Raw genomic sequence first — 14779 nt, 5'->3', positions numbered from 1 at the left:
GAACACAAGCAAGAATGGCTAAGGTATTCGCGATAGCGAACCAGAAGGGTGGTGTGGGCAAGACCACCACCTGTATCAACCTCGCAGCATCCCTGGTCGCGACCAAGCGTCGGGTGCTGTTGATCGATCTCGATCCACAGGGCAACGCCACCATGGGTAGCGGTGTGGATAAACATGGCTTGGAAAACTCCATATACGATGTCCTGATCGGCGAGTGCGATCTGGGCCAGGCCATGCATTTCTCCGAGCATGGCGGTTATCAACTGCTGCCGGCCAACCGCGACCTGACGGCGGCCGAAGTGGTGCTGCTGGAAATGCAGATGAAGGAAAGCCGCCTGCGCAGCGCGCTGGCGCCGGTTCGCGAGAATTACGACTACATCCTGATCGACTGCCCGCCGTCGTTGTCGATGCTGACGCTCAACGCCTTGGTGGCCGCCGATGGGGTGATTATCCCCATGCAGTGCGAGTACTTTGCCCTCGAAGGGCTGAGCGACCTTGTGGATAACATCAAGCGCATTGCCGAGTTGTTGAACCCGGAGCTGAAAGTCGAAGGGTTGCTGCGGACCATGTATGACCCGCGCCTCAGCCTGATGAACGACGTATCGGCTCAGCTCAAGGAGCATTTCGGCGAGCAGCTCTACGACACGGTCATTCCGCGGAACATTCGCCTGGCCGAAGCGCCGAGCTACGGCATGCCGGCGTTGGCCTACGATAAACAATCCCGTGGTGCGCTGGCCTACCTGGCCCTGGCGGGCGAGATGGTTCGCCGTCAGCGCCGCCAACCACGCATCGCTGCAGCCCAGCCAACTTAAGGAAACCCCATGGCCGTCAAGAAACGAGGTCTCGGACGTGGACTGGATGCGCTGCTCAGCGGTCCGACCGTCAGTTCGCTGGAAGAGCAAGCCGTGCAGACGGATCAGCGCGAACTGCAACATTTGCCGCTGGACTTGATTCAGCGTGGCAAGTACCAGCCACGTCGGGACATGGACCCGCAAGCTTTGGAAGAACTGGCACAGTCGATCAAGAGCCAGGGCGTGATGCAGCCGATCGTGGTCCGGCCGATTGCCAATGGCCGCTTCGAGATCATCGCCGGCGAACGCCGCTGGCGCGCCAGCCAGCAGGCCGGCCAGGAAACCATCCCGGCGATGGTCCGCGATGTGCCGGACGAAGCGGCCATCGCCATGGCGCTGATCGAAAACATCCAGCGCGAGGACCTCAACCCGGTCGAAGAGGCCGTGGCCCTGCAGCGCTTGCAGCAGGAATTCCAACTGACCCAGCAGCAAGTGGCCGAAGCGGTGGGCAAGTCCCGGGTGACGGTGGCCAACCTGTTGCGGTTGATTGCCTTGCCTGAAGTCATCAAGACCATGCTGTCCCACGGCGACCTGGAGATGGGTCATGCCCGGGCATTGCTCGGTTTGCCGGAAAATCAACAAGTTGAAGGGGCGCGACATGTTGTCGCACGCGGTCTGACCGTGCGCCAAACCGAGGCACTGGTCCGTCAGTGGTTGAGTGGTAAACCGACCCCTGTCGAGGCGCCAAAACCTGACCCGGATATCGCTCGCCTGGAACAGCGCCTGGCCGAGCGCCTAGGCTCTGCGGTGCAGATTCGCCACGGAAAGAAGGGCAAGGGGCAGTTGGTGATCGGCTATAACTCTCTCGACGAGCTGCAAGGTGTCCTTGCACACATTCGCTGAAACAATTGCCCTTGTAGCGCGCAGTCGGAAATCACTACCTGAAGGTTGAATAGGGGCAGAACCGCCCCTATACTCTGCGCGCATTTTGTCGGCACAAATTATGCCAAGTTAGTGAATTCAGGCAGCCGACCATTGGAGAGCAAAAGCGATGGAAACACGCACGCCAAACCGCTTGCCGTTCCATCGTCTGGCAGTTTTCCCGGTTTTGATGGCCCAGTTTGTCGTTGTACTGATCGCCACGTTGGCGCTCTGGCAATGGAAAGGAGTCGTCGCCGGATACTCGGGTCTTTGCGGAGGCCTGATAGCCTTGCTTCCCAATATTTACTTTGCTCACAGGGCCTTTCGGTTTTCCGGCGCCCGAGCAGCCCAAGCCATCGTCCGGTCTTTTTATGCTGGCGAGGCGGGGAAATTGATTTTGACGGCAGTGCTGTTTGCACTGACGTTCGCAGGTGTGAAGCCACTGGCGCCGCTGGCGGTATTCGGCGTGTTCCTGCTGACCCAGATGGTCAGCTGGTTCGCTCCCCTGCTAATGAGAACAAGACTTTCGAGACCTTAGGGCGTTTGAGGCAACCATGGCAGAAACAACCGCTTCGGGCTATATCCAGCACCACTTGCAGAACCTGACCTTCGGGCAGCTACCTAACGGCAGCTGGGGTTTTGCCCACTCCGCAGCAGAAGCCAAGGAAATGGGCTTCTGGGCTTTCCACGTCGATACCCTCGGCTGGTCGGTCGCACTGGGCCTGATCTTCGTTTTCCTTTTCCGCATGGCGGCGAAGAAAGCGACCTCCGGTCAGCCAGGTGCACTGCAGAACTTCGTTGAAGTCCTGGTCGAATTCGTCGATGGCAGCGTGAAAGACAGCTTCCACGGCCGCAGCCCGGTGATTGCACCGTTGGCACTGACCATCTTCGTCTGGGTGTTCCTGATGAACGCCGTCGACCTGGTACCGGTCGACTGGATTCCTCAGCTGGCCATCCTGATCTCCGGCGACCACCATATCCCGTTCCGCGCCGTGTCGACCACCGACCCGAACGCGACCCTGGGCATGGCGTTCTCGGTTTTCGCACTGATCATTTTCTATAGCATCAAGGTCAAGGGCATCGGCGGTTTCATCGGCGAACTGACCCTGCACCCGTTCGGCAGCAAGAACATCCTGGTTCAGGCCCTGCTGATCCCGGTGAACTTCCTGTTGGAATTCGTGACCCTGATCGCCAAGCCAATCTCTCTGGCACTGCGTCTGTTCGGCAACATGTATGCCGGCGAGCTGGTGTTCATCCTGATCGCTGTGATGTTCGGCAGCGGCCTGCTCTGGCTCAGCGGCCTGGGTGTGGTGCTGCAATGGGCGTGGGCTGTGTTCCACATCCTGATCATCACCTTGCAGGCGTTCATCTTCATGATGCTGACCATCGTCTACCTGTCGATGGCGCACGAAGAAAACCATTAAGGCCAGTCTCGACTAGTCTGATGTCCTTCCCGGTCACACGGGAAGGAGCCCGGTACGGGCTGGGAAACGATTTGTTTTACCGCTTTAAAATCTAAAAAACCTAAACCATACGACGTAAAAGTCGGGAGGAAAGATGGAAACTGTAGTTGGTCTAACCGCTATCGCTGTTGCACTGTTGATCGGCCTGGGCGCACTGGGTACCGCAATTGGTTTCGGCCTGCTGGGCGGCAAGTTCCTGGAAGGCGCAGCGCGTCAGCCAGAAATGGTCCCAATGCTGCAAGTCAAGATGTTCATCGTTGCCGGTCTGCTCGACGCCGTAACCATGATCGGTGTTGGTATCGCTCTGTTCTTCACCTTTGCGAACCCGTTCGTTGGTCAAATCGCTGGCTAATTACTCGGATGTCTCGAGTAGATTGGTGTGATGGACAACGTAACTGCGAGGTGTTGGCGTGAACATTAATGCGACCCTGATTGGCCAGTCCGTTGCGTTCCTGATTTTTGTACTGTTCTGCATGAAGTTCGTATGGCCTCCGGTCATTGCGGCATTGCACGAACGTCAAAAGAAGATCGCTGATGGTCTGGACGCTGCCAGCCGTGCAGCTCGCGACCTGGAGTTGGCCCATGAGAAAGTGGGTCAGCAACTGCGCGAAGCGAAAGCTCAGGCAGCTGAAATCATCGAGCAAGCCAAGAAACGCGGTACCCAGATTGTCGACGAAGCCCGTGAACAGGCTCGCGTCGAAGCTGACCGTGTGAAGGCTCAGGCTCAAGCCGAGATCGAACAGGAACTCAACAGTGTCAAAGACGCGCTGCGTGCCCAAGTGGGTAGCCTGGCCGTTGGCGGTGCTTCGAAGATCCTGGGTGCCACAATCGATCAAAACGCGCACGCAGAGCTGGTAAACCAACTGGCTGCTGAAATCTAAGCGAGGGCGATCATGGCAGAACTGACCACGTTGGCCCGACCTTACGCTAAGGCGGCCTTCGAGCACGCTCAGGCCCACCAGCAACTGGCCAATTGGTCAGCCATGCTCGGCCTGGCAGCAGCGGTGTCGCAAGACGACACCATGCAGCGCGTGCTCAAGGCCCCGCGACTGACGAGCGCAGAAAAGGCCGCCACGTTCATTGACGTGTGCGGCGACAAGTTCGATGCCAAGGCACAGAATTTCATTCACGTCGTTGCCGAAAACGACCGTCTCCCGCTTCTGCCGGAGATTGCCGCTCTGTTCGACCTGTACAAGGCCGAGCAAGAGAAGTCGGTAGACGTGGAAGTGACCAGTGCTTTTGCATTGAACCAAGAACAGCAAGACAAACTCGCCAAGGTTCTCAGTGCACGACTCAACCGGGAAGTGCGCCTGCAAGTCGAGGAAGACAAGTCCCTCATAGGGGGCGTTGTAATCCGCGCCGGCGACCTGGTTATCGATGGCTCGATTCGCGGCAAAATCGCGAAACTTGCCGAAGCATTGAAATCTTGAGTTTGAAGGGGCAGCAGAGCAATGCAGCAACTCAATCCTTCCGAAATAAGTGAAATTATCAAGGGCCGCATCGAAAAGCTCGATGTGACCTCCCAAGCCCGTAACGAAGGCACTGTCGTCAGCGTATCTGACGGCATCGTGCGGATTCACGGTCTGGCCGACGTCATGTACGGCGAGATGATCGAGTTTCCGGGCGGCGTCTACGGTATGGCCCTCAACCTGGAGCAAGACTCTGTAGGTGCCGTGGTATTGGGCGCGTACACGACTCTGGCTGAAGGCATGAGCGCCAAGTGCACCGGCCGCATCCTCGAAGTTCCAGTCGGTAAGGAACTGCTGGGTCGCGTGGTCGACGCACTGGGTAACCCAGTTGACGGCAAAGGTCCGCTGAACAACACCGAGACCGATGCGGTCGAGAAAGTTGCTCCTGGCGTGATCTGGCGTAAGTCGGTAGACCAGCCTGTACAGACTGGCTACAAGGCTGTCGATGCCATGATCCCTGTCGGCCGTGGCCAGCGTGAGCTGATCATCGGTGACCGTCAGATCGGTAAGACCGCTCTGGCGATCGACGCGATCATCAACCAGAAGAACAGCGGTATCTTCTGCGTCTACGTGGCAATCGGTCAGAAGCAATCGACCATCGCCAACGTGGTTCGCAAGCTGGAAGAAAACGGTGCACTGGCCAACACCATCATCGTTGCCGCCAGCGCCTCCGAATCGGCTGCCCTGCAGTTCCTGGCACCGTACTCCGGTTGCACCATGGGCGAATACTTCCGCGACCGCGGTGAAGACGCGCTGATCGTTTATGACGATCTGTCCAAGCAAGCAGTGGCCTACCGCCAGATTTCCCTGCTGCTGCGCCGTCCACCAGGCCGTGAAGCCTACCCAGGCGACGTGTTCTATCTCCACTCCCGTCTGCTGGAGCGCGCATCCCGCGTTTCGGAAGAGTACGTAGAGAAGTTCACCAACGGCGCCGTGACTGGCAAGACCGGTTCCCTGACCGCCCTGCCGATCATCGAAACCCAGGCTGGCGACGTTTCCGCGTTCGTTCCGACCAACGTGATTTCCATCACCGACGGTCAGATCTTCCTGGAATCGGCCATGTTCAACTCGGGCATCCGCCCTGCAGTTAACGCCGGTGTTTCGGTATCCCGTGTGGGTGGTGCCGCTCAGACCAAGATCATCAAGAAGCTGTCCGGTGGTATCCGTACCGCCCTGGCCCAGTACCGTGAACTGGCGGCATTCGCCCAGTTCGCTTCTGACCTGGACGAAGCGACCCGTAAGCAACTTGAGCATGGTCAGCGCGTTACCGAGCTGATGAAGCAGAAGCAATACGCACCGATGTCGATCGCTGACATGGCGCTGTCGCTGTATGCCGCTGAGCGTGGGTTCCTGACTGACATTGAAATCGCCAAGATCGGCAGCTTCGAACAAGCGCTGATTGCTTTCTTCAACCGCGATCACGCCGATTTGATGGCGAAGATCAACGTTAAAGGTGACTTCAATGACGAAATCGACGCTGGCCTCAAAGCCGGTATCGAGAAGTTCAAGGCCACCCAAACCTGGTAAGCCGCAGCGGGAGCCGCAAGGCTCCCGCTTGCTAACCTGATAGGTGTTACATGGCAGGCGCAAAAGAGATTCGCAGTAAGATTGCGAGCATCAAAAGCACGCAAAAGATTACCAGCGCCATGGAAAAAGTGGCGGTCAGCAAAATGCGCAAGGCACAAATGCGCATGGCTGCTAGCCGTCCTTATGCGGAGCGCATCCGCCAGGTGATTGGTCATCTGGCCAACGCCAACCCGGAATACCGCCACCCTTTCATGATCGACCGCGCCGTCAAGCGCGTCGGTTACGTTGTGGTGAGCAGTGACCGTGGTCTGTGCGGTGGCTTGAACACCAACCTGTTCAAGGCCCTGGTCAAGGACATGGCGGTAAACCGCGAACAAGGCGTCGAGATCGATCTGTGCGTGGTCGGTAGCAAGGGTGCGGCTTTCTTCCGCAACTTCGGCGGTAACGTCGTCGCTGCTATCAGCCACCTGGGTGAAGAGCCGTCGATCAATGATCTGATCGGCAGCGTCAAGGTGATGCTGGATGCTTACCTGGAAGGCCGGATCGACCGCCTGTCCGTGGTATCCAACAAGTTCATCAACACCATGACGCAACAGCCGACCGTGGAGCAGTTGATTCCACTGGTGGCGACCCCGGAACAGGAACTCAAGCACCACTGGGACTATCTCTACGAACCGGATGCCAAGGAGCTGCTCGACGGCTTGATGGTCCGCTACGTGGAGTCGCAGGTCTACCAGGCGGTGGTCGAGAACAACGCAGCTGAACAAGCGGCGCGGATGATCGCGATGAAGAACGCTACCGACAACGCCGGTGATTTGATCAGCGATTTGCAGCTGATCTACAACAAGGCGCGTCAGGCTGCGATCACCCAAGAGATCTCGGAAATCGTCGGCGGCGCTGCCGCGGTTTAACGGTTCAAATATTCAGAGGATCCAGCTATGAGTAGCGGACGTATCGTTCAAATCATCGGCGCCGTTATCGACGTGGAATTCCCACGCGACAGCGTACCGAGCATCTACGACGCCTTGAAGGTTCAAGGCGCCGAAACCACCCTGGAAGTTCAGCAGCAGCTGGGCGACGGCGTGGTTCGTACCATTGCGATGGGCTCCACCGAAGGCTTGAAGCGCGGTCTGGACGTCAACAACACTGGCGCAGCCATCTCCGTACCGGTCGGTAAAGCGACCCTGGGCCGGATCATGGACGTACTGGGCAACCCGATCGACGAAGCTGGCCCGATCGACACCGAAGAGCGCTGGGGCATTCACCGTCCTGCGCCAACCTTCGCTGAACAGGCCGGTGGCAACGAGCTGCTGGAAACTGGCATCAAGGTTATCGACCTGGTTTGCCCGTTCGCCAAGGGCGGTAAAGTCGGTCTGTTCGGTGGTGCCGGTGTTGGCAAGACCGTAAACATGATGGAACTGATCCGTAACATCGCCATCGAGCACAGCGGTTATTCCGTGTTCGCCGGTGTGGGTGAGCGTACTCGTGAGGGTAACGACTTCTACCACGAGATGAAGGATTCCAACGTTCTGGACAAAGTGGCACTGGTCTACGGCCAGATGAACGAGCCGCCGGGAAACCGTCTGCGCGTAGCCCTGACCGGCCTGACCATGGCCGAGAAGTTCCGTGACGAAGGTAACGACGTTCTGCTGTTCGTCGACAACATCTACCGTTACACCCTGGCCGGTACCGAAGTATCCGCACTGCTGGGCCGTATGCCTTCGGCAGTAGGTTACCAGCCGACCCTGGCTGAAGAGATGGGCGTGCTGCAAGAGCGCATCACTTCGACCAAGCAAGGCTCGATCACTTCGATCCAAGCGGTATACGTACCAGCGGACGACTTGACCGACCCGTCGCCAGCGACCACCTTCGCCCACTTGGACGCCACCGTCGTTCTGTCCCGTGACATCGCTTCCCTGGGTATCTACCCAGCGGTAGACCCACTGGACTCGACTTCGCGCCAGCTGGACCCGAACGTGATCGGCCAGGAGCACTACGACACCGCTCGCGGCGTCCAGTACGTGCTGCAGCGCTACAAAGAGCTGAAGGACATCATCGCGATCCTGGGTATGGACGAGCTGTCGGAAGCCGACAAGCAGTTGGTAAACCGTGCTCGTAAGATCCAGCGCTTCTTGTCGCAGCCGTTCTTCGTGGCTGAAGTCTTCACCGGTGCCTCGGGTAAATACGTTTCCCTGAAAGACACCATTGCTGGCTTCAAAGGCATCCTCAACGGTGACTACGACCACCTGCCAGAACAAGCGTTCTACATGGTCGGCGGCATCGAAGAAGCGATCGAGAAAGCCAAGAAACTGTAATCCCGGCGCCCGGCAACGGGCGCTAATTTAGGTTGAGGCAATCAGATGGCTATGACAGTCCATTGCGATATCGTCAGTGCGGAAGGGGAAATCTTCTCCGGTCTGGTCGAGTTTGTGGTTGCGCACGGTGAGCTGGGTGATCTTGGTATCGCCCTGGGTCACGCACCGCTGATCACCAGCTTGAAGCCAGGTCCGATTACTCTGACCAAGCAGGGCGGGGACAGGGAGGTGTTCTACATCTCCGGTGGTTTCCTCGAGGTTCAGCCGAACATGGTCAAGGTTCTTGCCGACACCGTGCAGCGTGCTGCCGACCTGGACGAAGCCTCTGCTCAGGAGGCCGTCAAGGCCGCCGAGAAGGCTCTGCATGAAAAAGGCGCGGACTTCGATTACGGTTCTGCTGCCGCACGTCTGGCCGAGGCCGCAGCCCAGCTGCGTACCGTCCAGCAGATCCGCAAGAAGTTCGGCGGCTAAGCCGTCTGCTTTCTGTGCGATTGATTAAAAAGGGTAGCCTCGGCTACCCTTTTTCTTTTTCCGATACTCATCATCTGGTCGCAGCCGCTGACCACCCAGGATTGGTAGCCAGTCATGTCTCTCGAAATCGTTATTCTCGCGGCCGGTCAGGGCACCCGCATGCGTTCGGCGCTGCCCAAGGTGTTGCATCCGGTCGCCGGCAATTCCATGCTCGGTCATGTTATCCACAGCGCGCGGCAACTTGATCCACAGCGCATCCATGTGGTGATCGGCCATGGTGCCGATGCGGTGCGTGAGCGCCTGGCGGCGGATGACCTGAATTTTGTGCTGCAAGACAAGCAACTAGGCACTGGCCATGCGGTGGCCCAGGCCGTGCCGTTCATCACGGCTGATACGGTGCTGATTCTCTACGGTGACGTGCCGCTGATCGAAGTCGAAACGTTGCAGCGCTTGCTCAAGCATGTCGCGCCACGGCAGCTAGGTCTGTTGACGGTCGAGCTGGTTGATCCGACTGGCTACGGCCGCATCGTGCGCAACGCAGAAGGCCAGGTCACGGCGATCGTCGAGCAGAAGGACGCCAACGAAGCCCAGCGCGCCATCACCGAAGGCAACACCGGGATTCTCGCCGTGCCGGCTGAGCGGCTGGGTGACTGGATGAGTCGCTTGTCGAACAACAATGCCCAAGGCGAGTACTACCTGACCGACGTGATCGCCATGGCCGTTGCCGATGGACTGGTGGTCGCCACCGAGCAGCCGCTCGATGCCATGGAAGTACAAGGCGCCAATGACCGCCGGCAACTGGCCGAGCTGGAGCGCCACTATCAATTGCGTGCTGCCCGTCGACTGATGGCCCAAGGTGTGACCCTGCGCGATCCGTCCCGTTTTGACGTACGTGGTGAAGTCAGCGCGGGACGCGACGTGGTCATCGACATCAATGTCATTCTCGAAGGCAAGGTCGTCATCGAAGACGACGTGGTCATCGGCCCGAACTGCGTCATCAAGGACAGCACCCTGCGCAAAGGCGTGGTGGTCAAGGCCAACAGCCACCTTGACGGCGCGGTCATGGGAGAGGGCAGCGATGCTGGTCCGTTTGCCCGCCTGCGTCCCGGTACCGTGCTGGAAGCCCGGGCGCATGTGGGTAACTTCGTCGAGCTGAAGAATGCGCACCTGGGCGAAGGCGCCAAGGCCGGCCACCTGACCTACCTGGGTGACGCGGAAGTCGGCGCCCGCACCAACATTGGCGCGGGGACCATCACTTGCAATTACGACGGCGCCAACAAGTGGAAAACCGTTTTGGGTGAAGATGTGTTCATTGGTTCCAACAACTCCCTGGTGGCGCCTGTGGATATCTCCAGCGGTGCAACCACGGCAGCCGGTTCGACCTTGACCCAAAATGTGGATAAAGGCCAATTGGCAGTCGGACGCGCCCGTCAGCGCAACATCGACGGCTGGAAGCGGCCGGAAAAGATCAAGAAGCCCTAAACTTATCCACAACCTCCTGTGGGAGCGAGCTTGCTCGCGATAGCGGTGTATCAGGTAAAGCAGCTTTGCCTGACCTGGCCCCTTCGCGAGCAAGCTCGCTCCCACAGTGATTTAGGGAGTTTCTGAATTTTTCTCCGGGCGCCTTGACGATATCGCTTCAATGGGTTTTGATTGCTTACGTTATCTTTCGAATCGAAACTTAAGCCGCCATGTCAAAGCGCAATACACCACAGCGTCGCCACAACATCCTCGCCTTGCTTCAGGAGCAGGGCGAAGTCAGCGTGGACGAACTGGCCAAGCGCTTCGAAACCTCCGAAGTTACGATTCGCAAGGATCTAGCCGCGCTGGAAACCAACGGCCTGCTGCTGCGTCGCTACGGTGGCGCGGTGCCGATGCCCCAGGAGTTGGTGGCCGATAGCGCCCAGACCGTGTCCAAATACAAACAAGCCATCGCCCGGGCCGCGGTCAAGCGGATCCGCGAGCATGCGCGCATCATCATCGACAGTGGCAGCACCACTGCCGCCATGATCCCTCAGCTTGGCAATCAGCCGGGGCTGGTGGTGATGACCAATTCCCTGCATGTCGCCAACGCCTTGAGCGAACTGGAGCACGAGCCGGTGCTGTTGATGACAGGTGGCACCTGGGATCCGCATTCGGAATCGTTCCAAGGCCAAGTCGCTGAGCAAGTGCTGCGCTCCTATGACTTCGACCAGTTGTTCATCGGTGCCGACGGCATCGATCTGGCGCGTGGCACAACCACCTTCAACGAACTGCTGGGCCTGAGCCGTGTAATGGCTGAGGTCGCGCGCGAAGTGATCGTGATGGTGGAGGCCGACAAGATCGGCCGCAAGATCCCCAATCTGGAACTGCCGTGGAGCAGCGTCCATACCTTAATTACCGATGATCGCCTGCCCGTGGAGGCACGCGATCAGATCCAGGCCCGCGGCATCAATGTCATCTGCGCGTCTGTCAGCCAGGAGAAATAGCATGTGTGGAATTGTCGGCGCCGTTGCTGAACGCAACATCACGGCCATCCTGCTTGAAGGCCTCAAGCGTCTCGAATATCGCGGCTACGACAGTGCCGGCGTGGCGGTGTTCACCAATGATGAGACGCTCGAACGTGTGCGTCGTCCGGGCAAGGTGAGTGAGCTGGAACGAGCGTTGGATGCCGAGCCGTTGATCGGTCGCCTGGGCATCGCCCACACGCGCTGGGCCACCCATGGCGCGCCGTGCGAGCGTAACGCCCATCCGCATTTTTCCGGCGACCTGGCGGTGGTGCACAACGGCATCATCGAGAATTATGAAGCCTTGCGCGAACAGCTCAAGGCGCTCGGCTATGTGTTCACCTCGGACACCGACACCGAAGTCATCGCCCATTTGCTCACCCACAAGCTCAAGGATCTGGCGGACCTGACCGTGGCGCTCAAGGCCACGGTCAAGGAACTCCATGGTGCTTATGGCCTGGCGGTGATCAGCGCAAAACAACCGGATCGCCTGGTCGCGGCCCGCAGCGGCAGCCCGCTGGTCATCGGCCTGGGCCTTGGCGAAAACTTCCTGGCCTCCGACCAACTGGCGCTGCGCCAGGTCACTGACCGCTTCATGTACCTGGAAGAAGGCGATATCGCCGAGATTCGCCGCGACAGCGTGCAGATCTGGGACCTGAATGGCAAAAACGTCGAGCGTGAAACCGTCCAGTACCGCGACGGCGCCGAAGCCGCCGACAAGGGCGAGTTCCGCCATTACATGCTCAAGGAAATCCATGAGCAGCCGGCCGTTGTGCAGCGCACCCTCGAAGGTCGCCTGAGCCAGGATCAAGTGCTGGTCCAGGCCTTCGGCCCGCAGGCTGCCGAGCTGTTCGCCAAGGTCCGCAACGTGCAGATCGTTGCCTGCGGCACCAGCTATCACGCCGGCATGGTCGCGCGTTACTGGCTCGAAGAACTGGCGGGTATCCCGTGCCAGGTCGAAGTCGCCAGTGAGTTCCGCTACCGCAAGGTGGTGGTGCAGCCCGATACCCTGTTCGTGACCATTTCCCAGTCCGGCGAAACCGCCGACACCCTGGCTGCCCTGCGCAACGCCAAGGAATTGGGTTTCCTCGCCAGCCTCGCAATCTGCAACGTCGGTATCAGCTCGCTGGTGCGTGAGTCCGACCTGACGCTGCTGACCCAGGCCGGTCGTGAGATTGGCGTGGCGTCGACCAAGGCGTTCACCACGCAATTGGTGGGCCTGCTGTTGCTGACCCTGTCCCTGGGCCAGGTACGCGGCACGCTGGCGGAAGGCGTCGAGGCCAAACTGGTAGAAGAACTGCGCCGCTTGCCGGCCCGCCTGGGCGAAGCCTTGGCGATGGACAGCACCGTGGAGAAAATCGCCGAGCTGTTCGCCGAGAAGAATCACACCCTGTTCCTGGGTCGTGGCGCGCAATTCCCGGTGGCGATGGAGGGGGCGTTGAAGCTCAAGGAAATCTCCTACATTCACGCCGAGGCCTACCCGGCGGGTGAACTCAAGCACGGCCCGCTTGCGCTTGTGGATAACGACATGCCGGTCGTCACCGTGGCGCCGAACAACGAGCTGTTGGAAAAGCTCAAGTCCAACCTGCAGGAAGTGCGCGCCCGTGGCGGCCAATTGGTGGTTTTCGCGGACGAGAAGGCGGGCATGACCAATGGCGAGGGAACCCATGTGGTGCACATGCCACATATCCACGACATCCTGTCGCCGATTCTTTACACGATCCCGCTGCAGTTGTTGTCCTACTACGTGGCTGTGCTCAAGGGCACCGACGTGGACCAGCCGCGTAACCTGGCAAAATCGGTAACGGTTGAATAACGGCGTCGCGCGCGGGCACAGACGCTCAACCTGACGGTTGGCGCCTGGCCCACTGACCAAACTAACCCCCTGAATTCAGGGGGTTTTTTATGGCCGCGAGAAAATGGGTTTCGCCGTTTGGATCAGCAAGGAAATCCGAATTCGAGCTTTTTACTCAACCCTGTTCGTCGTATTCACGGTGAGTCGCGGAATAACTGCGTTGACAACATGGGGTAGAGGTGATGATATCCAGTCATACGACAACGTATGACATCAAAATAATAAAAACTAAAAGGTGCAGCCATGTCTCCTGCATTTGCCACCCAGAGAGTATGCAGTCCTCCGGTCCCACGCTTTAACGCCGTGCGCCGAGTACCTTCTTTCTTATCCGAGGAGTCCCGAGCGGGCTCGCATCTACTACCTGATGCTTCGCTTCCCACACCCAAGCACTTTCGCCTGTCCCATCAGGCGTTACCACCGGGCGTGTCCGTTTCTCGTTCAGCTTCAATCCCCCAATGAATGGCAGCACCCGGAGAACAATAATGAAGAAAACACTCTGCGCTTCTTTGATCGCCTCGTTTCTGAGCCTCACCGCCGGCACCGCAATGGCCGCCGACGCCAGCAACTGGCCAAGCCGTCCGGTGCAAGTGGTGGTGATCGCCAACGCCGGCGGTGACACCGATTTCAACGCACGGATGATGGCCAAGTACTTCACCAAGGTCACCGGCAAGACCATGGTCGTCACCAACATGGCCGGTGGGGGCGGGACGATTGCCGCCGATGCGGTCAAGAGCGCGGCGCCGGACGGCAATACCATTCTGTTTACTCACACCGGCCAATTGATCGTCAACGAGGTCGCGGGGCTGTCCGAAGACCGTTTCGATGCGTTCGATATCTCCTGCATCGCCGGCGTCGACAAAGGCGCGGTGTTCGTCTCGGCGAAAAGCTCGGGTATCGACACCCTCGACCAATTGGTCGAGAAGGCCAAGGCCAAGCCCGGCACCATTACCTACGGCACCGAGATGGGCAACTTCTCGCACCTGCAAGGCTTGATGTTCGAGAAGCTCGCCGGCGTGAAACTGAAAATGGTCGACAGCGGCACCGTGTCCGAAAAAATCGTCGCCTTGCTGGGCAAGCGCATCGATCTGGGCGCCATCAGCTATGGCTCGGTCCAGGACTACATCTCCAGCGGCAAGATGAGCGCCCTGGGCCAGCCCAACGCCGAACGCAACGCGCTGCTGGGCGACGTCAAGACCTTCAAGGAGCAAGGCGTCGACCTGGTCCTGGACAAGCCTTACGTCGTCGCTTTCCCGAAAGGCACCGACCCGGCCATCGTCAAGAAAATGGCCGATACCATGAAGAAAATCACCGAAGAGCCGGAATACGCCGAGGAGCTGAAGAAGTCGTTCAAGCAGCCGGTCAGCTTCCAGGGCACCGAAGAAGCCATCGCCACGTTGAACAAAACCCGCGACAACTTCATGCAGTTCAAGGACGAGATGCGTAAAGCCAAATAATTTTGCGTAACGGTTCGGGCGCGTGCC

15 protein-coding genes are annotated in these 14779 nt (G+C 58.9%); all 15 read left to right on the top strand.

Translation table 11 applies throughout. The annotated features are described in order from the left end of the window. The first annotated feature begins 14 nt into the window (after window positions 1-14). The 15 genes from KSS97_RS00920 to KSS97_RS00850 all read left to right on the top strand — a co-directional run bounded on the left by KSS97_RS00920 (window position 15) and on the right by KSS97_RS00850 (window position 14752). Window positions 15-812 (top strand): ParA family protein, encoded by a 798-nt coding sequence (locus tag KSS97_RS00920; protein ID WP_030139029.1) that lies wholly within the window; start codon window positions 15-17, stop codon window positions 810-812. Window positions 813-821: 9 nt separating this feature from the next. After that, complete coding sequence (locus KSS97_RS00915; RefSeq protein WP_030139030.1) at window positions 822-1694, top strand: ParB/RepB/Spo0J family partition protein; 873 nt, start codon at window positions 822-824, stop codon at window positions 1692-1694. A 148-nt stretch (window positions 1695-1842) separates the two neighbouring features. After that, window positions 1843-2250 carry a F0F1 ATP synthase subunit I gene (locus tag KSS97_RS00910; protein WP_030139031.1) on the top strand — a complete coding sequence of 136 codons (408 nt, stop codon included), beginning with the start codon at window positions 1843-1845 and terminating at the stop codon, window positions 2248-2250. A gap of 16 nt (window positions 2251-2266) precedes the next feature. Further along, window positions 2267-3136, top strand: coding sequence for a F0F1 ATP synthase subunit A (atpB, locus tag KSS97_RS00905; protein ID WP_030139032.1), 870 nt, complete (start codon window positions 2267-2269; stop codon window positions 3134-3136). A 133-nt stretch (window positions 3137-3269) separates the two neighbouring features. Continuing rightward, window positions 3270-3527: a F0F1 ATP synthase subunit C gene (gene atpE / locus KSS97_RS00900; protein ID WP_003097235.1), complete on the top strand. Its 258-nt coding sequence runs from the start codon at window positions 3270-3272 to the stop codon at window positions 3525-3527. 58 nt (window positions 3528-3585) lie between these two features. Then, window positions 3586-4056: a F0F1 ATP synthase subunit B gene (locus KSS97_RS00895; protein WP_030139033.1), complete on the top strand. Its 471-nt coding sequence runs from the start codon at window positions 3586-3588 to the stop codon at window positions 4054-4056. Between the two features lie 12 nt (window positions 4057-4068). Further along, a complete protein-coding gene (locus KSS97_RS00890) occupies window positions 4069-4605 on the top strand; it encodes a F0F1 ATP synthase subunit delta (protein ID WP_003187192.1) in 537 nt (178 codons plus the stop codon). 21 nt (window positions 4606-4626) lie between these two features. After that, a complete protein-coding gene (gene atpA / locus KSS97_RS00885) occupies window positions 4627-6171 on the top strand; it encodes a F0F1 ATP synthase subunit alpha (RefSeq protein ID WP_024777788.1) in 1545 nt (514 codons plus the stop codon). 50 nt (window positions 6172-6221) lie between these two features. After that, window positions 6222-7082: a F0F1 ATP synthase subunit gamma gene (atpG, locus tag KSS97_RS00880; protein WP_030139034.1), complete on the top strand. Its 861-nt coding sequence runs from the start codon at window positions 6222-6224 to the stop codon at window positions 7080-7082. Window positions 7083-7109: 27 nt separating this feature from the next. Continuing rightward, window positions 7110-8486, top strand: coding sequence for a F0F1 ATP synthase subunit beta (gene atpD / locus KSS97_RS00875; protein ID WP_003187186.1), 1377 nt, complete (start codon window positions 7110-7112; stop codon window positions 8484-8486). Window positions 8487-8531: 45 nt separating this feature from the next. Next, complete coding sequence (locus tag KSS97_RS00870; protein WP_030139035.1) at window positions 8532-8957, top strand: F0F1 ATP synthase subunit epsilon; 426 nt, start codon at window positions 8532-8534, stop codon at window positions 8955-8957. Window positions 8958-9071: 114 nt separating this feature from the next. Beyond that, complete coding sequence (gene glmU, locus KSS97_RS00865) at window positions 9072-10439, top strand: bifunctional UDP-N-acetylglucosamine diphosphorylase/glucosamine-1-phosphate N-acetyltransferase GlmU (protein WP_217860717.1); 1368 nt, start codon at window positions 9072-9074, stop codon at window positions 10437-10439. 209 nt (window positions 10440-10648) lie between these two features. Beyond that, on the top strand, window positions 10649-11425 hold the full coding sequence (locus KSS97_RS00860) for a DeoR/GlpR family DNA-binding transcription regulator (RefSeq protein WP_030139037.1): 777 nt from the start codon (window positions 10649-10651) through the stop codon (window positions 11423-11425). Window position 11426: 1 nt separating this feature from the next. Further along, the gene (gene glmS, locus KSS97_RS00855) at window positions 11427-13259 is read left to right on the top strand and encodes a glutamine--fructose-6-phosphate transaminase (isomerizing) (RefSeq protein ID WP_030139038.1); all 1833 of its coding nucleotides are present in this window, start codon (window positions 11427-11429) and stop codon (window positions 13257-13259) included. A gap of 521 nt (window positions 13260-13780) precedes the next feature. Beyond that, complete coding sequence (locus tag KSS97_RS00850; RefSeq protein WP_030139039.1) at window positions 13781-14752, top strand: tripartite tricarboxylate transporter substrate binding protein; 972 nt, start codon at window positions 13781-13783, stop codon at window positions 14750-14752. Window positions 14753-14779 lie beyond the last annotated feature (27 nt).

Origin of the sequence: Pseudomonas alvandae (assembly GCF_019141525.1) — a bacterium.
GTDB classification, from domain to species: Bacteria; Pseudomonadota; Gammaproteobacteria; order Pseudomonadales; family Pseudomonadaceae; genus Aquipseudomonas; species Aquipseudomonas alvandae.
Note: the sequence above shows the minus strand (reverse complement) of the source record. Positions and strands in the feature narration are given on the sequence as shown.